The 26,847-nt window shown below is 70.5% G+C and carries 25 protein-coding genes and 1 pseudogene; 12 read left to right on the top strand and 14 right to left on the bottom strand.

Annotated features, from left to right (window positions below; all coding sequences use genetic code 11):
- Nucleotides 1-787 precede the first annotated feature (787 nt).
- Both ABZ459_RS41700 and ABZ459_RS41695 read right to left on the bottom strand, forming a co-directional pair.
- Nucleotides 788-1,447 (bottom strand): DUF6461 domain-containing protein, encoded by a 660-nt coding sequence (locus tag ABZ459_RS41700; RefSeq protein ID WP_357983123.1) that lies wholly within the window; start codon nucleotides 1,445-1,447, stop codon nucleotides 788-790.
- A gap of 364 nt (nucleotides 1,448-1,811) precedes the next feature.
- Entirely contained in the window at nucleotides 1,812-2,339 is a 528-nt protein-coding gene (locus ABZ459_RS41695) for a site-specific integrase (protein WP_357983120.1), read from the bottom strand.
- 61 nt (nucleotides 2,340-2,400) lie between these two features.
- Between ABZ459_RS41695 and ABZ459_RS41690 the strand changes: the two genes are divergently transcribed.
- The 4 genes from ABZ459_RS41690 to ABZ459_RS41675 all read left to right on the top strand — a co-directional run bounded on the left by ABZ459_RS41690 (nucleotide 2,401) and on the right by ABZ459_RS41675 (nucleotide 5,418).
- Nucleotides 2,401-2,634 carry a GntR family transcriptional regulator gene (locus tag ABZ459_RS41690; protein WP_357983117.1) on the top strand — a complete coding sequence of 78 codons (234 nt, stop codon included), beginning with the start codon at nucleotides 2,401-2,403 and terminating at the stop codon, nucleotides 2,632-2,634.
- Nucleotides 2,635-2,725: 91 nt separating this feature from the next.
- Nucleotides 2,726-3,193, top strand: a complete 468-nt coding sequence (locus tag ABZ459_RS41685) for an SRPBCC family protein (RefSeq protein WP_357983114.1) — start codon at nucleotides 2,726-2,728, stop codon at nucleotides 3,191-3,193.
- 385 nt (nucleotides 3,194-3,578) lie between these two features.
- On the top strand, nucleotides 3,579-3,983 hold the full coding sequence (locus ABZ459_RS41680) for a hypothetical protein (protein ID WP_357983111.1): 405 nt from the start codon (nucleotides 3,579-3,581) through the stop codon (nucleotides 3,981-3,983).
- Between the two features lie 766 nt (nucleotides 3,984-4,749).
- Nucleotides 4,750-5,418, top strand: a complete 669-nt coding sequence (locus tag ABZ459_RS41675; protein WP_357983107.1) for a hypothetical protein — start codon at nucleotides 4,750-4,752, stop codon at nucleotides 5,416-5,418.
- A gap of 29 nt (nucleotides 5,419-5,447) precedes the next feature.
- Here the strand turns inward: ABZ459_RS41675 and ABZ459_RS41670 are convergent, their stop codons facing one another.
- The 4 genes from ABZ459_RS41670 to ABZ459_RS41655 all read right to left on the bottom strand — a co-directional run bounded on the left by ABZ459_RS41670 (nucleotide 5,448) and on the right by ABZ459_RS41655 (nucleotide 10,049).
- A complete protein-coding gene (locus tag ABZ459_RS41670) occupies nucleotides 5,448-6,011 on the bottom strand; it encodes a hypothetical protein (protein WP_357983104.1) in 564 nt (187 codons plus the stop codon).
- A 51-nt stretch (nucleotides 6,012-6,062) separates the two neighbouring features.
- A complete protein-coding gene (locus tag ABZ459_RS41665) occupies nucleotides 6,063-7,538 on the bottom strand; it encodes a PrsW family glutamic-type intramembrane protease (RefSeq protein ID WP_357983101.1) in 1,476 nt (491 codons plus the stop codon).
- A 2-nt stretch (nucleotides 7,539-7,540) separates the two neighbouring features.
- Nucleotides 7,541-8,647, bottom strand: coding sequence for a hypothetical protein (locus tag ABZ459_RS41660; protein ID WP_357983099.1), 1,107 nt, complete (start codon nucleotides 8,645-8,647; stop codon nucleotides 7,541-7,543).
- Nucleotides 8,648-9,236: 589 nt separating this feature from the next.
- A complete protein-coding gene (locus tag ABZ459_RS41655) occupies nucleotides 9,237-10,049 on the bottom strand; it encodes a TetR/AcrR family transcriptional regulator (RefSeq protein WP_357983096.1) in 813 nt (270 codons plus the stop codon).
- Nucleotides 10,050-10,119: 70 nt separating this feature from the next.
- Between ABZ459_RS41655 and ABZ459_RS41650 the strand changes: the two genes are divergently transcribed.
- From ABZ459_RS41650 to ABZ459_RS41635, 4 genes are all read left to right on the top strand, one after another.
- Nucleotides 10,120-10,830, top strand: coding sequence for a hypothetical protein (locus tag ABZ459_RS41650; protein WP_357983094.1), 711 nt, complete (start codon nucleotides 10,120-10,122; stop codon nucleotides 10,828-10,830).
- Between the two features lie 161 nt (nucleotides 10,831-10,991).
- A complete protein-coding gene (locus ABZ459_RS41645) occupies nucleotides 10,992-11,564 on the top strand; it encodes an RNA polymerase sigma factor (protein WP_357983091.1) in 573 nt (190 codons plus the stop codon).
- Complete coding sequence (locus ABZ459_RS41640) at nucleotides 11,561-12,589, top strand: CU044_5270 family protein (protein WP_357983088.1); 1,029 nt, start codon at nucleotides 11,561-11,563, stop codon at nucleotides 12,587-12,589. Before ABZ459_RS41645 ends, ABZ459_RS41640 begins: the two co-directional genes overlap by 4 nt.
- Nucleotides 12,590-12,686: 97 nt before the next feature.
- A complete protein-coding gene (locus ABZ459_RS41635) occupies nucleotides 12,687-13,307 on the top strand; it encodes a DedA family protein (RefSeq protein ID WP_357983085.1) in 621 nt (206 codons plus the stop codon).
- A 42-nt stretch (nucleotides 13,308-13,349) separates the two neighbouring features.
- Here the strand turns inward: ABZ459_RS41635 and ABZ459_RS41630 are convergent, their stop codons facing one another.
- Nucleotides 13,350-14,924 carry an FAD-dependent monooxygenase gene (locus ABZ459_RS41630; RefSeq protein WP_357983082.1) on the bottom strand — a complete coding sequence of 525 codons (1,575 nt, stop codon included), beginning with the start codon at nucleotides 14,922-14,924 and terminating at the stop codon, nucleotides 13,350-13,352.
- 68 nt (nucleotides 14,925-14,992) lie between these two features.
- Between ABZ459_RS41630 and ABZ459_RS41625 the strand changes: the two are divergent.
- Nucleotides 14,993-16,459: pseudogene (locus ABZ459_RS41625) on the top strand (BTAD domain-containing putative transcriptional regulator); the annotation flags it as partial.
- A 1,680-nt stretch (nucleotides 16,460-18,139) separates the two neighbouring features.
- Here the strand turns inward: ABZ459_RS41625 and ABZ459_RS41620 are convergent.
- Nucleotides 18,140-18,976: an ABC transporter permease gene (locus tag ABZ459_RS41620; RefSeq protein WP_357983079.1), complete on the bottom strand. Its 837-nt coding sequence runs from the start codon at nucleotides 18,974-18,976 to the stop codon at nucleotides 18,140-18,142.
- Nucleotides 18,973-19,998: an ATP-binding cassette domain-containing protein gene (locus ABZ459_RS41615; protein WP_357983076.1), complete on the bottom strand. Its 1,026-nt coding sequence runs from the start codon at nucleotides 19,996-19,998 to the stop codon at nucleotides 18,973-18,975. Before ABZ459_RS41615 ends, ABZ459_RS41620 begins: the two co-directional genes overlap by 4 nt.
- Nucleotides 19,999-20,072: 74 nt before the next feature.
- On the opposite strand from ABZ459_RS41615, the gene ABZ459_RS41610 reads away from it, so the two are divergent.
- On the top strand, nucleotides 20,073-20,651 hold the full coding sequence (locus ABZ459_RS41610; protein ID WP_357983073.1) for a hypothetical protein: 579 nt from the start codon (nucleotides 20,073-20,075) through the stop codon (nucleotides 20,649-20,651).
- Here the strand turns inward: ABZ459_RS41610 and ABZ459_RS41605 are convergent.
- Entirely contained in the window at nucleotides 20,648-21,085 is a 438-nt protein-coding gene (locus ABZ459_RS41605) for a GNAT family N-acetyltransferase (RefSeq protein ID WP_357983070.1), read from the bottom strand. The two genes, ABZ459_RS41610 and ABZ459_RS41605, sit on opposite strands and share 4 nt — an antisense overlap.
- A gap of 26 nt (nucleotides 21,086-21,111) precedes the next feature.
- Nucleotides 21,112-22,302, bottom strand: coding sequence for a serine hydrolase domain-containing protein (locus tag ABZ459_RS41600; RefSeq protein ID WP_357983067.1), 1,191 nt, complete (start codon nucleotides 22,300-22,302; stop codon nucleotides 21,112-21,114).
- A gap of 238 nt (nucleotides 22,303-22,540) precedes the next feature.
- Between ABZ459_RS41600 and ABZ459_RS41595 the strand changes: the two genes are divergently transcribed.
- Entirely contained in the window at nucleotides 22,541-23,248 is a 708-nt protein-coding gene (locus ABZ459_RS41595; RefSeq protein WP_357983209.1) for a PAS domain S-box protein, read from the top strand.
- Nucleotides 23,232-23,690 carry a hypothetical protein gene (locus ABZ459_RS41590; protein WP_357983064.1) on the top strand — a complete coding sequence of 153 codons (459 nt, stop codon included), beginning with the start codon at nucleotides 23,232-23,234 and terminating at the stop codon, nucleotides 23,688-23,690. Before ABZ459_RS41595 ends, ABZ459_RS41590 begins: the two co-directional genes overlap by 17 nt.
- Here the strand turns inward: ABZ459_RS41590 and ABZ459_RS41585 are convergent.
- The 3 genes from ABZ459_RS41585 to ABZ459_RS41575 all read right to left on the bottom strand — a co-directional run bounded on the left by ABZ459_RS41585 (nucleotide 23,687) and on the right by ABZ459_RS41575 (nucleotide 26,838).
- Nucleotides 23,687-24,682, bottom strand: coding sequence for an LLM class flavin-dependent oxidoreductase (locus ABZ459_RS41585; RefSeq protein WP_357983061.1), 996 nt, complete (start codon nucleotides 24,680-24,682; stop codon nucleotides 23,687-23,689). The two genes, ABZ459_RS41590 and ABZ459_RS41585, sit on opposite strands and share 4 nt — an antisense overlap.
- A 105-nt stretch (nucleotides 24,683-24,787) precedes the next feature.
- The gene (locus tag ABZ459_RS41580; RefSeq protein ID WP_357983058.1) at nucleotides 24,788-26,134 is read right to left on the bottom strand and encodes a glycoside hydrolase family 6 protein; all 1,347 of its coding nucleotides are present in this window, start codon (nucleotides 26,132-26,134) and stop codon (nucleotides 24,788-24,790) included.
- A gap of 143 nt (nucleotides 26,135-26,277) precedes the next feature.
- Nucleotides 26,278-26,838, bottom strand: coding sequence for a TetR family transcriptional regulator (locus ABZ459_RS41575; protein WP_357983055.1), 561 nt, complete (start codon nucleotides 26,836-26,838; stop codon nucleotides 26,278-26,280).
- Nucleotides 26,839-26,847 lie beyond the last annotated feature (9 nt).

The following is a 26,847-nucleotide window of genomic DNA, read 5'->3' as shown; positions in this document are numbered from 1 at the left end:
CTGTCGCAGAGCGGGAACCCAGGCGCTGGAGCCGAAAGGCCCGCAAGGGCAGCAGCCTGGGCTCAGCGAGGCACAGGTGGTGCGGTTGGAGGCCGCGTTGAACGCTGGTCCGGCCGTGTGGGGGGAGCGGCTCATGCCCCCTAGCCTTCCGCTCCCCGGTATCCATGCCGATGTACCGCCTACTGAAAGACCGGAGAGTCAGCAAAGTGCCGGTTGCACACAGCCCACCAACGCTCGCCGCCGGCATCACGCACCCGGACGCTTCGGGTGGCTCGGTTTGGGCAAGGCGCTCCCCACGTGCATTCACCGCACCGCGCTGGGCTCTCAGTACCGTGCACGCCGGCATCCCACTCACGTTCTTCTAAAAGCTCCACGCCTTCAACCTAGCTTTTTGCGTCTTCTTCGTCTCCAGTCTTGGTCCGGACTTTGGTCCCGCTGAGGATGACGGCATCCGAGATGCCGACGCTGAATGTCGGAGGACCGGCAGACATCGGACTGTGCTGAGCGAGGTCCTTGGCTGCTCTGTATTGAGCCGCAGCCCACGATCGCTGTTACAGCAGCCTGGTTTGGCAGCCCTGACGCACACGGGCGTCGCAATCTGTCGCTTGACGAGGAAGAAGACCACTCGACATGGGCCGGCCCCCGTTTGGAAGCAGGAGTCGGGGGTGCCAGTTTCAGAGGAGAGTTCTCACCGCCCGGCGAGCAGGTTCAAGACGGAGTTCTTCCAGTCGTCCGGTCCCGCTGCCTCGCCTGCGAGCAGCGAGTACTGCTGGACGGCGCAAAACGATCATCTTCTCACGATGGGCCCCACAAGCATCGGGCGGTCGAGCAGGTCCGGCCTGAACGGCACCCCGGTCACCTTCGCCGCCAGGGCGAAGCCCCTTGGCACGGCAGTGCCGTAGTTGTCCTCCCATGCGGCGTCCCACGCAGCCTCGTCCTCCGGCATGTCGAGCCCCATGCCCAACTCCCGCATGAAGCCGTTGAGCCGGTCGGGGTCGGAGCCGTAACGCTCGGACGGGTGTCGCAGCTGGTAACCGGTGACAAACGTGCCGTCGATCGCGTACGCAAAGCTGTGGTCGGCGTAATCGTGCCGGGTGACCGCCACAACCTCACAACCCTGCGACAGCTCGGTCACCACCTCGTGGCACGTAACCATCCAACCGTGGGGCTCAATGGCCACGCACCACTCGCCGGCCTTGAAGACGCCCACGTAGCCGCCGCCAAGCCCGCCGTCCGTCTCCATGACGAACTCGTCGGCCTTGTCCTCGAGCCCGCGGAAGTCCGACTCCTGGCCGGAGCTCTCACCGCGGCTGAAGTGGCACACCACCTCCGCCGGGTCAAGACCGCGGAAGAAGGCCACACTGAAGATCACACCCAGTGCGCCGCCGCCCGAGCCCTCCGACACGTTGAGCCACTGGAACGGGGCCAAGGGGGCGGATGTCATCATGCGAGACATAGTGGCAGGCCGTACCGACAATCAGTCGAGATCGGCGGTCATCCCGATGAAGGCCACGTTGGAGTCGACCCGTTTGATGGATTGCTGATCCCTGCGGAGGAAGTGCTGTACAGCAGCCGATACAGCAACACTGCCTTACAGGGTCGGTCTACACCGACTCGCATCGGCCATCTGAGCAGGGCAAGAGGCCGTTGGTGAGGCATCCGCCCTTCTCTACGGATCAGAAGGTTGGGGTTTCGAGTACCTCCGGCCGCACACATGCGAAAGGCCCGCTCCCAGGGGTTCCTGGGAGCGGGCCTTTCCGTTTGTCAGGACAATCTCCAGATCTTGCTAACACCTCTGCTAACACGACTTCTCATCCCTCACCGATCGCCTCAGCGAAGACATCGGCGGCTGACGCCTCGGCGGCGCGGATCGCATGGGCATAGACCCTGAGCGTGATCGACGGGTCGGCGTGGCCGAGGCGGGCCGCGACGACATGAACAGGGACGCCGGCCAGGAGCAGGATCGTGGCATGGATATGGCGTAGGTCGTGGAGCCGTGCATGGGGCAACGGCGTGCCGGTGTTCGTTTGGTTGTACCGCTTGATCAAGATTGGGAAGAGCGAGCTGAGCGTGTCTGGGTGAACGGGCTCACCCCATCCCGTGGTGAACACGTAGTCGCCAACGCCTCGCCACTCGGGGCCGAGCTGGAGCTTGTCCGCGGCTTGCTGGGAGCGCTGTGCACGGAAGACCTGGACCGTCCGCGCGTCGAGGCTGACGACGCGCTTACGACCGCTCTTGGTGGTGCCCTCGACGTGCTTGCCGTCGATGAACGAGGCCGAGCCGTGGATGGTGATCTGCCTGCCCTCAAGGTCGACATCGGTCCAGCGCAGATGAAGCAAATAGCATTACTAGCCCTGCCTGTTCTATGGCGTTAGGTGCAGGGATACCTAGAGTCGTCCCGTGATCGAATGGGACCTGCGGCTCGTCGTGGCCGAGCGCATCGGCGACGGCATCTACCCGCCCCTCACCCTCATCTCCGAGGTGAAGCTGCAGGAGGAGTTCGACGTCGCACGAGTGACCATCCGCAAGGCGATGGAAGCGCTCAGGGAACGAGAGCTGATCACTACAAAGCCCGGCAAGGGCTCCATCGTGTCCCCGCAGAAGTCATCCCTGCCCATCTCGGGCGACACCTGAGGGGGATCTGTCCACGACACCTTCAAAGGCGCTGGTCTCTCTGTCGTTCCATGAGGATGGGCCTGGAGAGCTTCGGTCCTAGACTCGGGCCATGGACAGGACTGACCGCGCCAGCCGGCTGATCGCGGCACCACCGGCGACTGTCTACGGCGCTCTCCTCGACCGGGATGCCGTCGAAGCCTGGTTGCCGCCGGACGGCATGCGAGGGCAGATCGAGCGGTGGGATCCCCGTCCTGGTGGCGGGTTCCGGATGGTCCTCACGTACCTGGACCCCACCGACAGCCCCGGCAAGACGTCCGACGCGACGGACGTCGTCAACGTCGGGTTCGCCGAACTGGTGCCACCGGAGCGCGTGGTGCAGCGGGCAGTGTTCGAGGCCGAAGACCCGTCGTACGCGGGCACCATGACGATGACCTGGCACCTGACTGCCGCCGGCGAAGGGACCGAGGTAACCGTCACCGCAACGGACGTACCACCCGGCATCGACCAAGCCGTACACGAAGCCGGGATAGCCTCCTCGCTGGCCAACCTGGGGTCGTACGTCGAAGGGCGCAGCTGACTCAGGTCGGCCTGCAGCCAACGGGCCCCAACCCGAATAGCATCGCCAGCGCAGGAAAAGTCGACGAAAGAGCAGGTCAGGCGGAGTGCTTCACGGCCCTGCCCGTAGATGGGTGGCTAGGGGCTGATCACCTCGCACACCGTCGACTCAGGCAAGCCCAGCAGACGTCCTCGAACGCCCCTGGACGGGCTTCGTTCTTGGTACGGATCAGAAGGTTGGGGTTTTCGAGTACCGTCGGCCGCACACATGCGAATGGCCCGCGACCAGGAACTCTGGCCCAGGTGGGCGGGCTGGTTGTCGTTCTCATTACCTGGCGCGTAATCGCGGTCCTTACGTGCCTGCTGGCATCGTTCAGGTGTCGAAACGAGCACCTGAAGGAGCCGAGATGACCGCCCTCACCGTCACCGCCGACCGGACCAAGTTCCTGCGCCTCGCCCTTGTTGCGGACGCCGTCGTCACCGGCGTCAACGGACTGGTCTATCTGGCCCTGGCCGGGCCTGCGAGCGATCTGCTCGGGCCGGGCGCGGAGCTGCTGCGCGAGATCGGGATCTTCCTGCTCGTGTACGGCGCCGCCGTCGGCCTGGTGGCCGCACGTCCTACGATCAGCCAGAACGCCGTCAGGGCCGTCATCGCGTTGAACATCGTCTGGACGCTCGGCAGCGTGGCCGCAGTCGTGACGGGCGCGCTCGAGTTCAGCACGCTCGGGGCGGTCTGGGCCATCGCGCAGGCCCTGGTTGTGGGGCTGTTCGCCGAGCTGCAGATCACCGGCCTGCGCAAAGCCCGCCGCTGAACTCCGGGGCAACCTGTTCGAAGGCATCGCCGACCGTACCGCCGCAGCCGCCGCGCCTTGGGTGCGGGGTGCTGCCCGGCCGCGCTCGTCGGCGTGGCTCTTTCACGGACCGGATCGGGGGCGGGCACCAGGGCGGGTGTGGCTTTCCCCCTGAATCCCGATCGGCGAGCCTTCCAGGCCGGACCGGCGGACGCGGCCTCGGCACAGCAGCTCGCCGAATAGTTCGGGTGGCACGCCGGCTCGCTGGTGACGTGTTTGTCCACAGGAGGAGTCGGGCCTGGCTGCTGATCCCGCCGTTGATTCATGCCACATGGTCGGGCCGATCGCTTGCGATATGGGGATCGGCATCAAAGTGCGGCCTCAGGGCGGTCGGTGCATGCGCTGGCTGGTATTTATTCAGGCGCGATTCAGGCACGCGATCAATAAGGTGTCTCCCACGCGAGGCCGCGGCGGGAGAAACCGAAAGACAGACGTTGTGAGGCTGCGCCATCACGCGGACTTGGCTCCGCCGTCCCAGGGCGCGGAAATGGTGAGTACGGCGGCAGGTCCCACGGGGGAGCTCGTCGTCGCGTGGGCCTCGCGGGAGAACTCCGATGCGCTGACCGCACGGACTGTCACCCCCGATGGAGGATCATTTCCTCATTCGCGTACGGGCGCGCCCGTCTCGTTACACGTCGCCACGTACTGTCCCCACCTGACGAGGTCGGTTTCCATCGCCCGGCACTCACAGGCGCACAACCACGTCCAGCCGCTGCCGGACGGGGCCGTGCTCTTGGTGGGGGCGCGGTGCCGATGGCGTGACGGAGCGGCCGAGTCCAATGCCGCCGTCTACGATGCCGATGGAAAGCTGCTGCGAAAGGGTGTGCTGGGCGACGGAATCGCCGACGTGCAGACGACGCTTTCCGGCGACATATGGGTGAGCTATTTCGACGAAGGCGTGTACGGCAACTTCGGATGGGGAGAGACGGACAATCCAGCACCCATCGGCTCCCCAGGGTTGATCCGCTTCGGGGCTGACCTGGCTCCCGCTTGGCGATATCCGTACGACGGTGAGTTCGGCGCGATCTCCGACTGCTACGCGCTGAACGTGACGGGAAATGAAGCCTGGGCCTACTACTACACCGACTTTCCGATCGTGCGGGTTCGAGCCGGCGCGGTTGCCGGTTGGCCCACGCAGGTGAGTGGCGCTCATGCGCTCGTCGTCGACGGCGACCGAGTGGCGCTTGTCGGCGGGTATGGGGGGCAGCGGCGTCGGGTGGTCACCGGGAACATCAAGGGAGAAACCTTGTCGGTGGGTCGTCCCAGCCGGCTGGTGATGCCCGGCGGACGGCCGGTTCCCAGGGGGGCGGCCATCCTCGGCCGAGGCAGTGAGCTGCACGTCGTCGTAGGCACTGCTTGGTTGAAGGTGGGGTTCGAGGAGCTGGCGTCAGGGTGAGTGATCGAACGGCACATGCGGAGTCTGTGTCAGTCGAGTGGCCATAGCTTGCGGCCTTTGGCGAAAATGTTGCCGAGGACCGAGCGGGCCTGGACGAGATTGCCGTCGACGTCGCCGACCACGCTGTTGCGGTCGCCGATCTGGACCACGTTCTCGGCCGTGCCGATGAGGGTCGCGCCTTCCACCATCACCACTGTGCCGGACACGTGCCCCACGAGGGTGCCGCCCCGGACGACGACGTCGCCGTCCACGTCGCCGATCCTGACCTCGCCGGGGCCGACGACTTCGACCTCTCCGTGTCCGGCGGGTGCGACCCCGCCGGCGCCGGCCCTGGGGAGCCGCAAGGTGTAGAGGCCGGTGGCGACCATGCCCAGCGCGCCCACGACGGCGGCGGCGACCGCGGGGACGGATTGGTCGCAGCGCCCTACGATCCACTCGTTCGCGGGCTTGGGCGGAGCGGGGTCCTGACGCTGTTCGTACGTGATGGTGCCGCAGTCGGCCGCCGCGGGGGGCGCGCCGAGCAGCAGGATCCACACCGCTCCCCCGGCTGTGAGCAGGCATCGTGCCAGCAGCCGCTGCGTGCGGTCGTTCATCGGCAGTCCTTCGGGGCTTGGCGGTGGCGGAGAGGCAGGATGGGTTCGGCGCTATGTGCTGTCTCCGGCGAGTACGGCCTTGATCGCCTGGACGCGGGCCCGCGACGACGCCTCGTCCGGTGCGAGCGGGTCGGCCTCGCCGCGCAGGCTGTGCCAGCGTTCCGTGGCGAGTTCGAGCTGGGCAGCGTGCAGGCGTGCCAGACGGCGGTAGGCGGTGATGCCGTGGCGCGGGGTCTTCGCGGCGCGTAGTACGTCGACCTTGAGCCGGAAGCGCCGGGCGGGTGAGAGCAGCACTGCCGCTTCGGACTCGGTGATCGCGTCGCGGGAGGCGGGCGGCAGGGTGGTCAGGGCGACGCGCAGGCCGCCTGCCTCGCTGCGCAGTCCGTGTCGTAGAAGGAGCACGTACAGAATGACCAGAGGACTCTGGAACAGCAGCAACTGGGCGGGCGTCAGCACCAGGACGTTGAGGGTGTCACTGGCGGTGAACCACTTGTGGGACTCCTTGCCGATGTAGTCGAGCATGGCGTTGTTGCAGAAGTGCGCGCCGGCCGCCGTACCGAAGCCGAGGGCGATCGTGGTGATCTGCTGGGGACGGCTGTGCAGTTGCCGGGCGATGCCGAAGGCGGCGCCGGTGATGGCGGTGAACGCGGTGTGCGCGGCCATGAGCCCGGCCACCTGCCGGGCCCAGAAGTGAAATCCGCCGCTCGCCCCGTCGAAGGCGGCCATGTACGTGATGCTCTCGCCGAGGTTGAAGCCGAGCCCGGTCGCGGCGCCGACGACGACACCGGACACGACGGAGTCGAAATGCCGCCGGTAGAGCAGGAAGAGGATGGCCACGCCCGCCCCCTTGCCGAGTTCCTCGAAGAACCCCGAGACCATGGGCAGGCCGGTGTCCTTCAGGAGCATCACGTCGAGAGGGTTCTCCGGGAGCGGGAAATGCAGGGTGGAGAAGGACTTCCACCACTCGTTCATGGTCAGGCCGAAGCCGCCGGCGACGACCGCTCCCCATCCCAGGGCGGTCGCCAGCAGGAGTACGGGCACCCGCCGGAAGCGCTGCATGTGGTGCACGAGCCACAAGGCGTACAGGGTCGTCGGCAGGCACGCGAGAAAGGCCAGCACGTGGGCGCGCGGCCAGACGGCCAGGTCGATGAGGGACGGGATTCGCAAGGCCGGCAGCGCCAGCAGCATTGTCGCCAGCGTCCGGCGGTATCGCCGTGCGACCCGCTCACGGCGGTCCGGCGGCACGTGCCGGGCCTTCGCGTACCGCAGATGTCCCCAGGCGACGGCCGACAGCACCGCCAGCAGCGCCCAGCCCGGCAGGTACTGCCAGTAGACGAGCGAGTTGAGGATGTCCGAGAGCTTTTTCAGCTCCGGAAGACCTGCCTGCGCCACGTCGATCTGCGGCGGACGGACCAGGTTGATCAGCATGGTCAGCGCGACCAGCACATGCAACGACACCAGGACGAGCAGCGCCAGGCGCTGCCGCCGGCAGGCCGGCAGGAGGTGGGTAGGCGTTTCCTCGGTCATGGTCACCTGTCGGGCAGTGCGGGAGGGCTGGGAGGGGCAGGTGGCGGTGTGGCGGGCGATCCGGGCGGCTCCTGCCGGGTACCGGCGTGCGAGGGAACGGCCGTCGGCCAGGCGCGATCCGGCACGGGCGGGGCCGGCCGGCCGGGGAGGCCGGGCAGGTCGTCCAGAGTGGTGCGCCGGTCGATCGCGCAGCTCACGATGAGTCCGAGGGTGAGCAGGCAGCCCCCGGCGATCGATGCATATGTCCGGAAAAAGCGCAGATGTGGCCGGGACTCGAAACCGGCGGGCTCCGGCAGCCTGCGAGGCGCGCGGGCCCGCTCGGGTTGCGCTGGGCGGGGGTGCTCGGGTTGCGGCGGGCGGGTCTGGCCGGGGTGCGGGGCGTGGGGGTGCGCGGGTTGCGGGGCGCGGGGGTCGGGCGGGCGTGGTTTTTGGGGGCGTCTGAATCTCTTGGGTCTGTTCGTGTACAGGAAGACGCCGAGCGCTGCGACAGCCAGCGTGATCATGATGCTACGAATCGCCGCCACCAGGCGCGTCAGCGTCGGCACTTCGTTTTCGTCTGCGGCCGGCGGTTGTACGAAGAACTCGCCGACCGGTTCGATGTCGCTCACGTGGCAGGGCCCCGCGCCGGGGATGGTGAGTGCGAGGTTCGTCGCGTGCAGCTGGTATGTGCCGGGGAGCGGCTTCCATGTGGCGTCGTCCAGGTTGCCGAAACCGGTCAGGACGGCGCGGCCGCCCACTGCTGTTCCACTGAGGGGAATCAGCATTTCAACCGTCGCCGCAGCCGTGCGATTGTCATAGTCTTCGAGCTGTTTGCCAGGCTGCAGGGAGAATGTCACTCTGCCGGAGATCTGCGTGGGCAGGCCCTGGACATTCCCGCCGGGAAATCCCCTCGGCGCAGCGATGTCACTTATGTCGAGCCGCGCCTGAAACGGCCCGGTTGGGCCGGCCGGAATCACCGGGGGTGATGTCACTGTCAGTTGCCCGGTTCCTCCCGCCTCGCAGGTGACGGGGGCTGGTCCGGAGTGAGCGGAGTTCGTGATCGCTGCGCCCGAGGCCTGGAGGGCGGCCACGAATCCCAGAGCGCCAATCACAAAAGGGACGTATCCCATAATCACACTTTCCGGACCGGACGTCGAAACTCAGGGCTGATAATTCATGCAACATATACCGGCCCACCCAAAAACTTGCCGACAAGGGCGCAATTGCTGACGAGAATCGGCCCGTAGAGAACTGGTCCGAGCCTGTTGGCGGACCATTGGGACAGGCGGCCAGGCTGGAAAAGACCGGCATGCAGGGTCGCTCCTGCGGCTCAGGACTGGTGGGACCACAGGCTCGCGCATCAGGGGCCGGGTCCTCTGGGGCACGGCGGCCCAGTCCGTGGCCTCGCGACGAGCCGGGCAGCCGCCATCGATCCATGGCAGCGTGACGGTGGAGAACCAAGCGGCGGATGCGCCCCGCAACCGACGCGGCGGTGGCGATCACGCGCAACGGCAGCCCGCGGGTGTCCCCACGAACTTCTAGCCCTTGGGCCCAGCACCGCTCGCAGGTCGCACACCATGGGCGGCCGGCTCGGCCGTCGCATTCCGCGCCGGCGGGCCGGCGAAGTGGGCCAGGTCGCTCGCGACGACAGCCGTGCTCGTCCTACCGACCGGAGGCGCCGTCGCCACCACCACGGACGCTCCCCGCGTTGCGGCGTTCCTACTGCTGCACGTACGCCTCGATGCCGTCGAGGATTCTGGCGAGGCCGAATTCGAAGCCGTCGAGCGGAGGTTCGTCGGCGAGGAACATCGGGTCCTGGATCGCGTCCGCGACGGCGTTCAGGTTGCGGGAGCGGAGCTGGCCGTCCAGGAACACGCGGACCGCGCGCACCGCACGTTGCTGGTCGGGGTTCGCGCGGCGCAACGCGGCCGGTGTCGGGGTGTTGCGGCGCAGGTTGGCGCCGTACCGGGCGTGGCTGTCGAGCAGGTACGCGCAGTTCAGCATCAGCTGCGCCTCCATGCCGGTCGGCCCGAGCGCGGTGATCAGGGCGTCCAGCCAGGCCGCGTTGTGCGGGGTCAGGGAGACGGTCGTCGGCACGTCCAGCAGCCATGGACGGGAGAGGAAACGCTCGAACAGCCGGCGCGACCACAGCGCGGCCGCCTCCCGCCAGTCGCCGTCCGGCAGTTCGGGCGGGTCGCCCCAGGCACGATCGGCCAGGAGCACGATGAGCTCTTCCTTGGAGCTGACGTAGCGGTACAGCGCGTTGGCGGTCACGCCGATCCGGGCGGCCACCTTCGGCAGCGAGGCGGCGGCGATGCCCTCCTCGTCGGCCAGTTCCGTCGCGACCGCGATGATCTTCTCGACGCTGTGCGCCGGCTTGGGACCGCGCCGCCCGCCGGTGTCGACGACGCCCCAGGCGGCGGCCAGGCCCGGCGGCAGCGCATCGAGGTCGGCCTCGTCGGCGTGCCCGGGATCCGGCGCGGGCTCGCGGTCTCGCGTGAGGTCGCGCCCGGAGCTCTTGCGTGGGGTCATGGCCGGCATCCTCTCGAAGATCTGAAGGAAATAGTAGACGGCTTACACAGTTGTTGCTACTGTGCATGCCATGAACACTTCATTACTTACACAGATTCAGCTCCCGCCCACGGCTCGCCGCTGGATCGGCGTGGCCGCGATCCTCGGCGCCGTCTTCGCGATGGCCGAGCTCCCCCTCTACTTCGTCGTCCCGGCATGTGACCCTCCGGCCTGCAGTGTCGAGACCGGCGCACTCATGCCGGACTGGCTGATCCTCACCCGTACGCTGTTCAACTTCTGCGCGCTGACGCTGTTCCTGGTGTTCATGAGCGGCGTCCGGTCTCTGATCACGCGGGCCGACGCCCGCTACGAATGGTTCGGGGCGGTCGCCGGCACCGCCGGCGTGGCGTGGACGATCATCGACATGGTCGCCAAGGGGATCGAGGGCAGCAACGCCATCAAGGCCGTCGAGGAGATCGACCCGACCCGTACCGTGCCCACCTACCTGCTCTACGGCTCCATGAGCCACCTGATGCTGGTCGTCTTCGGTGTCGCCTTCGGGTACGCGGTGCTGCGCACCGGCGCCCTTTCCCGGTGGGTCGGCTGGTCGTCGTTCGGCATCGCCGCACTGCACCTGGCCGGGGTGCCGTCGATGTTCTTCGGCTTCAACTCGTCGGAGTTCTACGCCTCGAACGGCTGGGGCGCGGTCGCGATGTTCAACGGCATCGCCGCCATCTGGGTGGCGGCCGTCGGCGTCGCGGCGCTGAGGAAGAGGGTCATGCCGGCGTCGAGGTTCGTCTGACGGCGGCGGCGCACGGGCACGTACGCGTGGCGAGTTCGGCGGCTCGGATTCCGCCGAACTCCCAAGCGCCGAACCCGCACGGGGAGCGATGGAACTGAAGGGCCGGTGCGGGTGAGTTAGGGGGAAGGGTGCGAACGCGCCCTGCGGAAGGACTTCCCCATATGAGAGGACTCACCGAAGTGGCGGCCATCGCGGACGCCGCCCTCATCGAGGAGTCGCTGGCCGACCCTGATCGGTTCGCGAGCCTCTTCGACAGGTACGCGGATGAGATCCACCGATATGCCACCAGACGCCTCGGCCAGGAGAACTCCTCCGCGGCCGACGACGTGACGGCGGAGACGTTCCTCGCGGCGTTCCGAAAACGGTCCCGCTACGACCTGTCCAGGCCGGACGCCGCGCCCTGGTTGTACGGCATCGCCGCCAACCTGATCGCCAAGCACCGCCGTACCGAGCTGCGCAGGCTGCGGGCCCTGGCCAGGATGCCGGGTCCCGACGACAACCCCTTCGAGCAGCGCAGCATCGACCGGATCGACGCCCAGCGGCTCGGTCCCCGCCTGGCCGACGCGCTGGCGAGGCTCTCATCAGCGGAACGTGAGCTGCTCTTCCTGGTCACCTGGGCCGAGCTGTCCTACGAGCAGGCGGCTCAGGCGTTCGACATCCCGGTGGGCACCGTCCGTTCCCGTCTGTCCCGGATCCGGGCCAAGATCCGCAACGTCCTGGAGGACCCCCGATGAACGAGTTCGACCTGATCAACGAGGCCCGGCCGGAAGTGGCCCCCTACGACCCCGGCACCAGGGCCATGGCCAGGGATCGGCTGCTCAGGGCGGGACGGTCACGGTGGTCCTGGCGCAGGCCGTACACCTTCGCCCTCGCCGGAGGGCTGGCGGTGGCCGTCGGCCTGGTCGTGGTGCAGGCGCCGCCCGCCTCGACCCCGCCTCCCGAGATGAAGCTGCTGTCGGCCGCCGAAGTGCTCCACCGCGCGGCGAGGGCCGCCGTCGACGAGATCGAGCCGCGCGACGACCAGTACATCCTGGTGAAGACCCTGCAGACCATGGACCACTCCCTGATGCCCTACGACAAGTCCAGGGAGCACTACTACCGGCGCTTCAAGGACACCGTCTGGCTGCGGGCGGGTGAACGGCAGCGGGGGCAGTACGCCGACGGCGTGCGCAAGCAGACGGACATCGAGCCCCTGGCCTATGCCGGCGAACCGATCCCGAAGTCCGCCTACAAGGACATGGGAACCAGGATCCAGCCCATCGTCTACTGCAAGGACTCCAAGAACGACTACCCGACGATCAAGAACCTGCCGACCGACGTGGAGGGCATGCGTGCCCACCTCGACGCCATGTGGAAGCCCAAGGCGGAGAAGCTGACGCCGTTCCTCGCCTACCTCGCCGCACGTCAGCTGCTGTGGCAGACGTACCTGCCGGCCGCGCAGCGCAGCGCGTTGTACCAGGCCCTGAGCGCGTTCCCCGGCATCACCCTCGACGAGGGAGTACAGGACGCCGCGGGCCGTAAGGGCGTCGGCGTGGGCTTCACCAGCCCGGACGGGGTGCGCTGGGAGCTGATCTTCGACAGGGACACCTACGCGCTGCTCGGCGACCGGCAGGTGGTGGTCGACGCCAAGGCCGCCAGGTCGCCGGCCGGCACCCTGGTGTCCGCCACGGCGCAACTCGACATCTCGGTCACCGACTCCGCGCCCGAGGTCGAGGTCGAGGAGCGGTTCAAGAGCGGTAACTGGTGCACCGCCCCGTAGTACCGCCGAGGGCCGCCTGGGGGTGTGGTTTCCCGCACCCCCGAACGGCCACCTGCCTCATGGTGGCCGCACCCTGATCGTTCCTAGTCTCTGACGCATGACGGAATGGCTGATCGACCTGATGGAGATGCTGGGCGCGCCGGGAGCGGGGATCGCGATCGCGCTGGAGAATCTTTTCCCGCCCCTCCCCAGCGAGGTGATCCTGCCGCTGGCCGGTTTCACCGCCTCACAGGGGACCATGAGCCTGGTCGCCGTGCTCCTGTGGACCACCGCCGGCTCGGTGATCGGGGCGCTGGCGCTGTACTGGGTGGGCGCGGTGCTCGGCCGCGAGCGCACGCTGGCCCTGGCCGCCCGGCTCCCGCTGCTGAAGGTCTCCGACATCGCGAGGACCGAGGCGTGGTTCCTCAAGCACGGGCGCAAGACGGTGTTCTTCGGCCGGATGATCCCGATCTTCCGCAGCCTGATCTCCGTTCCCGCCGGGGTGGAACGTATGCCGCTGGGTGTCTTCACGCTCCTGACCACGGCCGGGAGCCTGCTCTGGAACACCGTGTTCGTGCTGGCCGGCTGGGCGCTCGGCGAGAACTGGTCGCTGGTGGAGTCCTACGTCGGCATGGGCACCAACGCGGTCATCGCCGTGGTGCTGCTGGCCGTGCTGGTCTTCGTGGGCGTCCGGCTGGGCGAGCGGCGCAAGGGACGGCATGCGGCGCAGACCGGCTGACGACACCCGGGAGCGGCCGGTCCAGCCGTGCGGCGCGGCTGGTCAGGTCCCGGCGTCCTTGCCGGTCAACGCGGTGAGGGCGTCGAGAAGAGTGGTGGCGGACGGGGGCGGGCCGGGCCAGCGGGCGGCGACGTGGCCGTCGGGGCGGACGAGCAGCGCTCCGTGCGCGGTGAGCCCGCAGAACGCGGCGTGTTCCGCGGGAAGGGGCTCGACCCGCAGCGGCCATGGCGTCGTGTGCCACGCCCAGGCGGCGGGGTCCGGGGTGAGCACGGTGAACCATTCGCCGAACGTGTCCAGCGTCGAGCGGTCACGGGCGAGCCAGAGGTGTGGCATCCGGCGGCCCGGTTCCGCGCTGGGCACGTAGTCCGCGCCCGGCGGCTCCGGCGCGGGCCCTTCACCCGCGAGGACGGCGCCGGAACGGTACGTGACGCCGAGCACCAGGCCGAGCTGCGCGAAGTAGCGCTCCGACCAGGGCAGCTCGACGTGGTCCGGCGCTGCCCGGCCCAGCTGGAGCTGGGCGCGGCGCCGGTTCTGCACGCCGAGCATGAGCTCGGTGTTGGCCACCGCCTGGCGCAGCGTCCGGCAGGCGACGGGCCGCCGCTCCTCCTCGTACGTCTCCAGCAGGCCGGGAGCGGCCCACCCGCGCAGGACGCCCGCCAGCTTCCAGCACAGGTTGTGCACGTCGGCGATACCGGTGTTCATGCCCAGGCCGCCGACGATGGGCATCGCGTGCGCGGCGTCGCCGGCCAGCAGGATCCGGCCGTGGCGGAAACGCTCGGCGACGAACGCGTTCGTCTCCCAGTGCTGGATCCGGACGACGTCGGCCGGTACGCCGCCGAGGGCGCGCGACAGGAGGGCGGGCCAGTCGGCGTGCGGGCCGTCGTCAGGGGTGGGGACGAACCAGGCCCAGCCTCCTTCGGGATACAGCGGCGCGAACAGGCCGTGCGCGGTGAAGTAGACCCCGGCGGGCTGGTGGGCGCACCAGCGGCGGAGGTCGGCGTCGAACACGACGGTGGTGAAGCCGCCCATCCTCCCCGGGCCGGTGACGCCGATGCCCAGCAGGTGCCGGACGGTGGAGTTCGCGCCGTCGGCGGCGAGGACGTGACGGGCGCGGAGCCGTAGGCGCTCGCCGCGCCGGGGGCCGTCGAGCAGGGCGGCCACGACGCCGTCCGCCTCCTCGGTCAGGCCGGCGAGCTCGACGCCGAAGCGGGCCGGCGACGTCGCCCCGGCGAGCAGGACGGGTTCCAGGCGATCCTGCGAGGTGACCACGCCGGTCACGGGGCTCTCGGGCACCGGCGCATCGATGCCGGTCATCGCCGCCGTGGCGAAGTCGCGGCTCCGCAGGGTGTCGCGGAATCGGATGCGGCCGTACTCGGGGGCGAACGCGTGGGCGGTGATCCCGGCGGCGAGCCCGAGCCCGCGGTAGATCTCCATCGAACGTACGTTGACCAGCCGGGCCCGTGGGAAGGGCGACGGCTCGCGGTGCCGTTCGACCAGCAGGACCCGGACGCCCCAGCGTTCCAGCAGCGCCCGTGCGGTGAGCCCGACCGGTCCGCCGCCGACGATCAGCACCTCCACCTCGCCGTCCGCCATGGGGACGTTCCGCAGCCGAGCCACGCCTCATCGTAATCAGGGGTGTGCGTGGGAGGCGGCGCGGGCCGGTGAATCGTCCGTAAGCTGAGGATGTGTCTCCCGCACTGGTCCTCCTCGACGGCGTCCGCTGGCACGGCGCGCGCGTCGTGGGCGACCGCGCGCACACCCTGCTGGCCGTGCTCGCCCTGCACGGGCGCGCGGGCGTCGGCGACGAGCGGCTGGTCGAGGAGTTGTGGCCCGACGGGGCGCCGGCCAACCCGACCAAGGCGCTACAGGTGGTCGTCTCCCGGACCAGGGCCGCGACCGGCCCCGACGTCGTCGTGCGCGTCCCGCGCGGTTACCGGCTCGGGCTGCCCGCGGGCCAGGTCGACGTCCTGCTGCTCGGGACGCTGATGGAGCAGGCGCGGGCCGCGCTGGGCCAGGACGACGCGGCGCTCGCGCGGCGCCGTGCCGAGGAGGCCCTGGACCTGGTCGTGGCCGGCGGCCCCGACGGCGCCACGGGCGCGCTGGCCGACCTGCGCGCCGCCGCGGCGCGGCAGGCGGCCGAGGCCCGGCGGGTGGCGGCGATCGCGGCCGGCCGCGGCGGCGCGCACGAGGCCGCGCTGCCGCTGCTGGAGGAGGCCGCGGCCGAACGGCCGCAGGACGAGGAGCTGCTGGCCTGCCTGCTGCGCAGCGAGGCCGCCGTCCGCGGCGCCGCCGCCGCGCTGGAGCGCTACGAACGCCACCGCTCGGGCCTGATCGCCCGGCTGGGCACCGAACCCGGCCCCGAGCTGGCCCGCGTGTACGCCGAACTCCTCGCCGCCGACCGGCCGGTGCGCGTCGGCCTCCAGTTCGACGGCTCCTCGCTGCTCGGCCGCGAGGACGACATCCGCGCCGTCCACGCCCTGTTGCAGACCAACCGGGTGGTCTCCGTCGTCGGCCCCGGCGGCCTGGGCAAGACGCGGCTGGCCCATGTGGCGGGCCGGAACGCCGCGCAGCCCGTCGTCCACTTCATCGAGCTGGTCGGCGTCTCCTCGCCGGAGGGCGTGGTGGGCGAGGTGGGGTCGGCGCTCGGGGTCCGCGACTCGGTCAGCGGGCGCCGGATCCTGACCGCCGGGCAGCGCGCCGACGTGCGCGCCCGCATCGCCCAGCATCTCGACCAGGCTCCGGCGCTGCTCATCCTGGACAACTGCGAGCACGTGATCGAGGCCGTCGCCGACCTGGTGGCGTTCCTGACCGTGACGACCCGCGACCTGCGGGTGCTGACCACCTCGCGCGCCCCGCTGTCGATCCCCGCCGAACGCGTCTACCTGCTCGGCGAGCTGCTCGCCGCGGACGCGGCGGAGCTGTTCCGCCAGCGCGCCACGGCCGCCCGCCCCGGGGTGCGGATCGGCGAGGAGGCGGTCGGGGAGGTCGTCGCCCGCCTCGACGGGCTGCCGCTCGCGATCGAGCTGGCCGCGGCCAAGGTACGGGTGATGTCGGTCGAGGAGATCGCGCGGCGGCTGGCGGACCGGTTCGCCCTGCTGCGCGGCGGCAACCGGACGGCCCCCGACCGCCACCAGACGCTGCTCGCGGTGATCGACTGGTCGTGGAACCTGCTGGCCGAGCCCGAACGGCGGGCCTGGCGCTGGTTGGCGCTGTTCGGCGACGGCTTCACGCTGGCCGCGGCCGAGCACGTACTCGGCCCGGACGCCCTGGCCATCGTGGACGCGCTCACCGAGCAGTCGATCCTCGGCGTCCGCGAGACGGCGTACGGCCTGCGCTACCGGATGCTGGAGACCGTCAGGGAGTTCGGGCGGCTGCGGCTGAAGGAGGCCGGCGAGGAGGCGGCGGCACGCGCGGCGCAGCGGGAGTGGGCGACGGCGTACGCCCTCGAACACGCCTACACGGTGTTCGGCCCGGCGCAGTACGAGTCGGTCGACGCGCTGCGGGCGGAGGAGGGCAACCTCGCCGACCTGCTCCGGCAGGCACTCGGCGAGGCCGACCCGGCCGCCACGGTCCAGTTGCTGGCCGGTGTGGGCTCGCTGTGGTCCATCCGCGGCGACCACACCCGGATCTTCGTCCACCGGGAGGCGATCGGCCAGGCGATCAAGGGCTGGGTGCCGCCACCGCGGCTCGTCGAGGTGACCAGGGTCGCCCTGCTGATCACGCTGATGAACGCCATCGCCGTGACCGACCGCGTCCACGATCCCCTGCGCCTGCTCCTCCAGGAGCTGCCGCAGACCGGCGAGACCGATCCCCGTCTGAGGGCCATGACCGTGGTGGCGCTCGCGTGGGACCGCGACGACGCCCACCGCCAGCTCCTGGAGCTGCGCCGGAGCGCCGACCGCGACGTGGCGCTGGCCGCGGCGCAGGCGAGCATCCATGTCCTGGAGAACGTCGGGGAGGTGCACCAGGCGATCGAGGCCGCCGAGCAGACCCTGTCGCTGCTCCGCGACAGTGAGGGCCCGTGGCTCGGCGCGATCGCGCACACCGTCCTGGCACAGCTGCGGATGCAGCTCGGCGACCGCGGGCGGGCGGTCGGCCACGCGCGGACCGCCCTGCCGGTTCTGCGCCGGCTCGGCGCCGCCGACGACGAGGCCCAGCTCCGCTCGGTCCTGCTGATCTCGGCGCTGGCCGACGGCGATCTCGACGCCGCCGAGGCCGAGCTCGCCGGCATCAACGGGATCAGCGAGGGTGACACCGTGCTCGGCGGCGCGGCGATCGACTCGCTCTGCGCGGCCGAGATCGCCCTCGCCCGCGGGGAGACGGCCGCGGCGCTGGTGCACTACCGCAGGGCGGTCGAGCGGGCGCGCGACCTGCGTCCGCAGGGGGTGCCGTACGAGGGGGCCACGTCCTGGTCGGTCGTCGCGGAGTCGATCGCGCTGACGGCGTACGCCCACCATGCCGGGCCGCGGGAGGTCCGGTACGGCGCGGAGCTGTTCGCCGCCGCGCAGGGCTACGACCTGCTGATCGTGACGAACCCCGTCCTCGACTTCCCGGTGTGCGGCGCGATGTTGTTCGCGCTCGGGACGTGGGGGCTGCTGCGGCAGGCCCTGGAGACGGGCGACGCGATCAGGCTGCTGGTGCTGGCCGAACGGTTCGCGTACAACAGCACGATGCCGAGCATGCACTTCGAGCTGATCGAGCCGCACGCGGAACGGGCCGCGCCGGGCCTGCTCGCCGCCGTCCGGGCCGGGTACGGCGACCGGCGCGGCCCTGACCTGCTCGACGAGGCCAGGCGGCACGTCGACCAGGTCTTCGGGCGTGACCGGCGGCGCTCACATGTGCCGCTTGTAGCTGCGCACCGACAGGGGCGCGAAGATCGCCATGACGACCGCGCACGCCAGGAGGGTCCAGGCCACCTCGCCGCTGACGAGGGCGTTGTTGGCGAGGTCCCGGGTGGCCGTGACCAGGTGTGAGACCGGATTGACCCGGACGAACGCGGCCAGCCACCCCGGCAGGGTCTCGACGGGCACGAACGCGTTCGACAGGAACGTCAGCGGGAACAGGATCATCATCGAGATGCCCTGCACGGCCTGGGCGCTGCGGGCGATCGTGCCGACCCAGGTGAAGATCCACGCCAGCGACCAGCCCGTGAAGATCGCCAGCAGGATCGCGGCCAGCACGCCGCCCACGCCGCCGCCCGGCCGGTAGCCCATCACCAGGCCCATGCCGAAGGTGAGCGTGGCCGCGATCGTGTAACGCAGCAGGTCGGCCACCATCGGGCCGGCGAGCGGCGCGATCCGGGCGATCGGCAACGACTTGAACCGGTCGAAGACGCCCTTCTCCATGTCCTCGCGCAGCTGCGTGCCCGTCGCCATGCACGTCGTCAGCACCGTCTGGGCGAGGATGCCGGGGATCATCAGCGGGAGGTAGCTCTGCACGTCGCCGGCGATGGCGCCGCCGAAGATGAAGGCGAACATCGCCGTGAACAGCAGCGGTTGCAGCGCCACGTCGAAGAACTGCTCCGGGTTGCGGCGCATCTTCTTCAGCGCCCGCCAGGCCATCGACAGGGTCTGGCCGACGGTCTCCGCCAGGGTCACGCGCCGCCGGGCGGCCTCCACACGGTCGGCGGCCCGTACCGTCTCGCGGGTGGGGGCGATCATGGTGCTCATCGGTTCTCCTCCGTGCCGGTTGCGGCGTCGCCGTCCGTCCCGTGGCCGGTCAGGACCAGGAACACCTCGTCCAGGCTGGGCTTGGCCACGCTCACCGAGGAGATCGACACCCCGGCGGTGCGCAGGGCGATCAGCACCTCGGCGGCCAGGTCGGCCTGGTCGAGCGCGACGTTGAGGCGGCCCTGCTCCGGGCTGAGCACCGGGTCGGAGCCGAGCACGCGCCGCACGATCTCCACGGCGGCGGGCACCTCGTCCGGCTCGGCGAGCAGCAGCTGCAGGGTCGAGTTGCCGACCGCGCTCTTCAGCTGGTCGGGCGTGCCCTCGGCGACCTTGCGGCCGTGGTCGATGACGGCGATGCGGTCGGCGAGCTGGTCGGCCTCGTCCAGGTACTGGGTGGTCAGCAGCACGGTGCAGCCGTCGGAGACCAGGTCGCGGATGGCGTCCCACATCTGGCCGCGGGTGCGGGGGTCGAGGCCGGTGGTGGGCTCGTCCAGGAAGATCAGCGGTGGCCGGGTGATCAGGCTGACCGCCAGGTCCAGGCGCCTGCGCATGCCGCCGGAGAACTGCGAGATCGGCTTGTCGGCCGCGTCCTCCAGGCCGAACTGGCCCAGCAGCTCGGTGGCGATGCGCCGGGCGCGCGGCTTGGCGATGCCCTGGAGGCGGCTGAACAGCCAGAGGTTCTCGCGGGCGGTCAGGTTCTCGTCGACCGAGGCGTACTGGCCCGTGACGCCGACGAGCTGGCGGATCACGTGCGGGTTGGCGGCCACGTCGACCCCGAAGATCTCGGCGCGGCCGGCGTCGATCTTCAGGAGGGTGGCCAGCATCCGGAGGGTGGTGGTCTTGCCGGCGCCGTTGGGGCCGAGGACGCCGAAGATCTCGCCGGTGCGTACGTCCAGGTCGATCCCGTCCACGGCCCGGTGTGCGCCGAACGTCTTCACCAGCCCTTCGGCGCGTACGGCCGCCTCGGTGGCCGCTCTGGGGGGTGGGCCGACCCCGGTGTGCCCGAGTTCTGTGATGCTCATGGCTCCACTATCGGGGACGCCGGTTTCATGGTGCCCTCGACAAGGTTTCACCGGTTGCCGAGGAGAATGTACGGATGCGTGAAGCGCCGTGGATGATCCTCATCGGTCCCGCCGCAGCGGGCAAGAGCACCCTCGGTGCGGGCATGGCCGCGGCGACGGGCCGGAGCTTCGTCGACATCGACGCGATCGGCGCCGACTACTACGCCGAGACGGGCTGGGACATGGACCGGCTGCGCTCCCGGATCCGGGCCGTCGGCCGGGTCACGGCCGAACGGGAGTGGGAACCGGCCCGCGTCCATGCCGTGGAACGCGTGGTGGCCGACCACCCGGACACGATCGTCGCCCTCGGGGCCGGCCACAGCCACTACACGCGGCCGGAGCTGTTCCTGCGGGTCCAGGCCGCTCTCGCGCCCGTCGAGCACGTGGTGCTGGTGCTGCCCTGCGCCGAGGAGGGGCGAGCCGTCGAGGTCCTGCGGCGGCGCAGTCTGGCCACGAAGAGCACCGACTGGACGAGCGCCGACGGCCACGACTTCCTCGCGGAGTGGGTGCGCGACCCGGGCAACCGCGCCCTGGCCACGACCGTCCTGCACACCGACGGGGAGACCCCCGGCCAGACCCTGGCCCGCCTCCTGACCGCGTGCGGGGCCGGCTAGCGCTCGGAGCCGAAGCGGTAGACCGTCGAGTTCCTGGCCCGGAACCCGAGGCGCTCGTAGAGGCGGTTGGCGGCCGCGCGGTCGGGGCGGGAGGTGAGGTCGACGGTACGGGCGCCCGCCCGTTCCGCCAGGCGCAGGGCATGCCGGGTCAGCTCGGCGGCCACCCCGCGCCCTCTGGCCGAGACGTCGACCACCACGTCCTCGATGCGGGCGCGCATCCCGGTCGCCACCGGGAACAGCACCAGCGTCAACGTCCCGACGATCCGGCCGTCCAGGCGGGCGGTCAGCACGGTGTTCGCCTCGCTGCGCACGACGCGTTCGAGCGCCGCCCGGTCCGGCGGCCCGGCGGACGCCGAGAGCTGGGGCAGCAGCAGCCCGAAGGCGTCCACGAGCTCCTGGTCCACCTCACGCACAACCGCCACCTCGACATCCATGCGTCCGACGCTACCGGCGTCGGCGGTCAGGCGCCCAGGACGGCCTGCCGCTCCTGGCGGATGACGGCCTGGATGTCGAGGTCGTAGTTGCACAGGATGACCCCCACCCAGTCGCTGTCGAGGTAGATCGACCAGTTGGTGTTGCCGCCGGCGATGCCGCCCCCGTGGCCGATGTGCCGCTGGTCGCCCGTGATCCCGGCGACCGGCCCGTACGCCTGGAACGCCTCCGCCACGGGCGCCGGGCCGGGGCCGGCCAGGGGCGGGCCGGAGACCTTGGGGCTCAGGTAGAGCTGGGTGTAGGCGTGGTTCAGCAGCTTGTCGCGTTGCAGCGCGAGCGCGAACCGCACCAGGTCGGGGGCCGTGGAGAAGCCGCTGCCGCCGCCGGAGCCGATGAAGGCGCGGGCGGCGTTGGTGCCCGGCCCGCCGTTCAGCACGGCCCCCGCCTCCAGGTGGCGGACGCCGTCCACCCGCGTGCCGTCCGACTGGTAGATGTACGGATGGGCGATGCGTGCGTCGTTGAGCCAGTCCGTCCGGGTGTAGTAGGCGGAGCGGGTCATCCCGGCGGGGACGAAGATGTTGCGGCGGACGTACTCGTGGAAGGGCAGCCCCGAGAGGGTGGCGACGAGCTCGCCGAGGATCTCGTAGCCGGAGCTGCTGTAGGTCTTGTCGGTGCCGGGGGTGTAGGCGGGCCTGAGCAGGCGGGTCCGCGTCCTGACGAACCGGGTCTGCTCCTCGACGCTGTGGGTGACCAGCTTGACGTCGTCCGGGTCCTGGACGGTGAAGTCCGGCAGCCCGGAGCTGTGGGTGAGCAGCTGGTGCACGGTGACGTGCCTGGCGACCTCGTCGGGAAAGCCGTCCAGGTACGTGCCCAGCTTCTCGTAGAACCTGAGCCTGCCCTGCTGGGCGAGCTGGACGACCGCCAGCCCGGTGAACGGCTTGGACGCCGAGGCCAGGCAGTAGACGGTGTCGGTCCGATTGCGGATCGACCGTTCCTTGTCGGCCATCCCGTACGAACGGGCCAGCACCGGACGCCCGCGACGGGCCAGCAGCGCCGTCCCGGAGAACTTGTCCTGCTCGGCCAGCGAACGGAGATGACGGTCATAGGCGGCCACTCCACCCTCGGCAGGCGTCAATCCGCCACCGGCCGCCAGGGGCACGGCCCCCAGCAGGCCCAACGTCGTCCGCCGCGACGGCCGCGCGGATCCGGCTCCACTCATGCACACCTCTTCTCGGACAGGTCCAGGAAAGGCATGCAACCGGTCACGGCGTTTCCCCGGTGTTTCCCGCACGGGCGCCACGCCGGGCAGACCAGCCAGATAATCTCATCGGACGATAACTAAATGCATTAATCTGGCGACTGTGAGTAATGGACACGTTGTCGGTACGCCCCCGCTTCGCCGTGCCCTCACCCGCGTCCTCCGCCGCGTCGGGAGGCGGGGCGCCTCCTTGACGTTCGTGGGCCTGCTGAGCCTGGCCATCGCGGCCTCGCTGGCGTTCGTGCCGGGCAACCAGCGCGGCACACCCGGCTACGCGTCGCTGGCCGTCATCGCGCCGCTGCCCGCCTGGGCGGCGGTCTGGTGCGCGCTCGGCATGCTCTGCCTGGCGCAGGCTTTCATGCGGTCCGACCGGGTGGCCTTCGCCGCCGCGACCGCGCTGCTCCTCACGTACGGGCTGATCTATCTGATCTCGACCTTCACCGGCGACAACCCGCGCGGCTGGGTCGGCGGGGCGGTCTGGCTGGCCTTCGGGGGCTGGATCGCGCTGATCGCCACCTGGCCCGAGGCGGTCGTGCTGGGCCGCCTGCCGGGCGGCCGCGCGGCGTCCTCGACGGCCGTCATCGTGGCCGACGCCTCGGGCACGATCCAGTCGTGGAACCCGCAGGCCGAGGCCCTGTTCGGCTGGGACACCGACGAGGCGGTCGGCAGGTCGCTGACGATCCTGATGCCGCCACGCTTCCGCGACCCGCACACCGACGGGCTCGCCCGGGTGCTCTCCGACGGCCACTCCGAGCTGGCCGGCCGGATCATCCCGCTGGTCGGCCTCCATCGCGACGGCGGCGAGTTCCCGATCGCACTGACGGTCAACGCCTGGCACAGCGACGACGGCGTCACCTACACAGGGGTGATCCGTCCATTGGGGGGCCGCCATGTCCGGTCTGAGTGACATCCTGGTCCAGCTGGGCGTCGGCATCGTGCCGCTCGGCGTGGCCTACCTCGCCTTCCGCTCGGCGACGGACGCCAGCAAGAAGTCCCAGCAGAGCGCGTTGCTGCAGGTCGAGCACCAGGCCGAGGTCGAGCGTTCGAAGGTCGACGCCGAGGCCTTCATCCGCGCCAAGACGATCTACGAGGACGCTCTGGCGCAGATGGAGAAGCAGATGACCCGGATGCAGGGCCAGGCCAGCCAGCTCGGCGCGGAGCTGGTCAACGAGCAGAGCAGCTCGGTGGCGATGCGCGACCAGATCCGCCGGTTGCAGGCCCAGATCCGGGCCCTGGAACGCACGGTGCTCGTGTTGCGCTCGCAGCTGGTGGACGCGGGCCTGTCACCGGCGCCGCCGTCCGACCTGACCGGGCCCCACCTGCTGCGGCCGCAGCGCTCGGCCGACTAGGAGGCGTCGCGGGTGAGGCCGTGGGCGGCGGCCAGCAGCTCGATGGAGCGCAGCCACGCCTTCCTGTCGGGCGCCGAGGAGACGACGATCAGCTCGTCGGCCTGCGCGTGCGCGGCGAAGCGGGCGAGGTAGTCGTCCACCTCGGCGGGCGTGCCGACGGCCGAGTACTGCATCATCCGCAGGATCTGCTGCCCGGCCGGCGATTCGAGCACCATGTCGGCCTCCTCCGGCGTGAACGTGCGCCCGCGGCCGAGGAACCGGCTCACCCGGTACCGCTTGGCCGTGAGCAGCTGCTCCTGCGCCTCCTCGCCGGTGTCGGCGGCGATCACGTTCACCCCGGCGATCACGTACGGCTCGGCGAGCTGCTCGGACGGCTTGAACTCGCGCCGGTAGAGCGCCACGGCCTCCTCCAGCGCGTCGGGCGCGAAGTGCGAGGCGAACGCGTACGGGAGCCCGAGCGCGGCGGCGAGCTGGGCGCCGAACAACGACGAGCCGAGGATGTACAGCGGCACGTTCGTGCCCTTGCCCGGCGTGGCGTCCACACCGGGGATGCGCGACTCGCCGGTGAGGAATCCCTGCAGTTCGAGCACGTCCTGGGGGAAGGTGTCGGCGGCGCCGGGGGTGCGCCTCAGGGCGCGCATGGTCGGCTGGTCGCTGCCGGGGGCGCGGCCGAGGCCGAGGTCGATGCGTCCGGGGTGGAGGGTCTCCAGGGTGCCGAACTGCTCGGCGATGGTCAGCGGGGAGTGGTTGGGCAGCATGATGCCGCCCGCTCCGAGGCGGATCGTCCTGGTGTGAGCGGCTACGTGGGCGATGAGCACGCTGGTGGCCGAGGAGGCGATGCTCGGCATGTTGTGGTGCTCGGCGTACCAGATGCGGTGGTATCCCAGTTCTTCGGCCCGCTGGGCCAGGCCCACGCTGGCGGCCAGACTCTCGCTCGCCGTCTCTCCGTCGCCGATGTGCGCCAGATCAAGGATGGAGAGTGGAACAGTCATGGGGAACGAGCCCTTTCGCCTGGACGGTGGCCATCGGGCAGTGCAACCGTAACGGCTCTCCGCTTATTTCCCGGGCGCCCCCGCGCGAGGGGCGCCCGGGAGGCGTCAGGACGCGGTGCAGGTGAGGGCGGGCGGGGTGCTGGTCGCGGCGTTACCGCTGGCGAGGAAGCCGAACGTGGTCGTCGCGCCGCCGGTCAGGGCGCCGTTCCAGCTCAGGTTCGTCACGGTGGCGTTGCCGGACAGGTTGCCGTTCCAGAGCTGGCTGATCGTCTGGCCGCCGGGGAACGTCCACTGGACCTTCCAGCCGGCGGTCGGCGCCGAGCCGGTGTTCTTCACGGTGACCTCGCCCTGGAAGCCGCCCTGCCACTGGCTGGTCACCTTGTAGGCGGCCGAGCAACCGGCCGGGCCGGTGGTGGGGGTGACGGTGGGCGTCACGGTGGGGGTGACGGTCGGGGTCACCGTGGGGGTCACCGTGGGGCTCGCGGTGGGCGAGGGTGCGGCCATGGCGAGGTCGTACGCCCGCTGCGGCACGAACTGCCCGGCCGCCGCGATGCAGCCGTCGGCCTCGCCCGGCGGCTTGACCCACAGGTAGGCGTCGATCGCCGCGTCCCCCGTGTTCGTGGTGCTCCAGATGCCCGTGGCCCGGCCGGCGGGGTCGCACCACTCGCTGCCCGCCGGGCCGTTGCCGTTGCGGCTGGTGTCGATGACCGCCTTCAACCTGGACACGCCGGTCGCCGCGATGACGCTCTTGGCGTACGACACCAGTCCCGGCGTCGCGCGGTAGTTGGAGGTGTTGAGCGCGATGCCGTCGGCGCTGCCCCCGACGTCGGCGCCGTTGAGCCTGGACGCGGCCTCCGACGGCGACAACCAGGCGTCATGGCCGATGTCGAAGTACACCTTGACCTGCGACGACGTCGCCTTGAACTTCTTGCCCGCGTACGCCATGGACGCCTTCACCTCGGCCTGCTGCGCGGAGTTCATGCAGTTCGTCATGATGGCCAGCGCGTCCGGTTCGAGGACGACGGTCGCCGCCCGCCCGCCCAGACCGGCCGCGATCTGGTCGATCCACGCCCGGTAGGACGCGTGGTCGGGCGCGCCGCCCGCGCTCGCGCCGCCGCAGTCGCGGTTGGGCATGTCGTACACGACGACGATCGGGATCTTGCCCGCCGCGGCGGCGGCCCCCACGTAGGAGTCCACCTGGCTCCGCACGGTCGCGGGGTTGTAGCTGGCGAACCACCTGCCCTGGGGCACGGCGGCGATCCGGTCCCTGATCACCGGCGTACGGCTGTCGCCCGGGTTGGCGGCGACCCATTTGGCGGCGTTCGTCTGGGGATCCACGTAGAAAGCGGAGTCGGCGGCCTGGGCGGTGGACGTGGCGAGGACGACCGCCCCCGCCGCGGCCATGGCGGTGGCGGCGAGGAGCGCCGCGAGCGCGGGCCTGCTGCGAGACATGAGGTTACTCCGTCCGTAGAGTGGGAGTGGGAGCGCTCCACGGCTCTCTCCGGATCGTAGGGAGCCCGCCCGGCCGCAGAAAGACATCCGACCGTTGCGAACCGGCTTTCCCCAGGCCACGGCCGGTCAGGGCGATGAAAGTTTCACTCCGCCAGGCACGCTTCGAACACCGCGGTCAACCGGTCGACGTCGGCCGCCGTGGGCTGCTCCGGGCCCAGCCGGCGGCGCATCGCGCCGATGCCCAGGAAGACCGCCGTCGCCATCCTGGCCCGCGCCTGCACGCCGGGACCGTCGAGCTGCGCGGCCAGCGGATCGAGGATGGACGTGCGCAGGCGCTCGCGCACGACGTCCTGGATCTCCGGATGGGCGGCCGAACGTTCGAGGGTGCGCAGGACCGGGCTCTCGGGGTCGTGGTGCATGCGCTCGGCCGCGTATTCGGCCAGGCGCCGCGGCAGGCTCCCGTGATCGCCGGCCAGCAGGGCGACGAACGTGGGCTCGCCTTCGAGCACCGCGCCGAAAAGCCCGGCCTTGGAGCCGAAATAGCGGCCGACCAGGGCGATGTTGGCCTCCGCGGCCGCGGCGATCATGCGGACGGTGACCTGCTCGTATCCGTGCTCGCCGAACAGCACGCATGCCGCGTCAAGGATGCGCTGCCGGGTGGCCTCGCGCCCGCGGGGCCGGGCGTCCGTCGTCGGGGCGTCCATGTCCCGAAC

The organism is Nonomuraea sp. NPDC005692, assembly GCF_040631115.1.
Taxonomy (GTDB): Bacteria; Actinomycetota; Actinomycetes; order Streptosporangiales; family Streptosporangiaceae; genus Nonomuraea.
The sequence above is the reverse complement of the archived record's forward strand: the minus strand, read 5'-3'. Positions and strand labels throughout refer to the sequence as shown.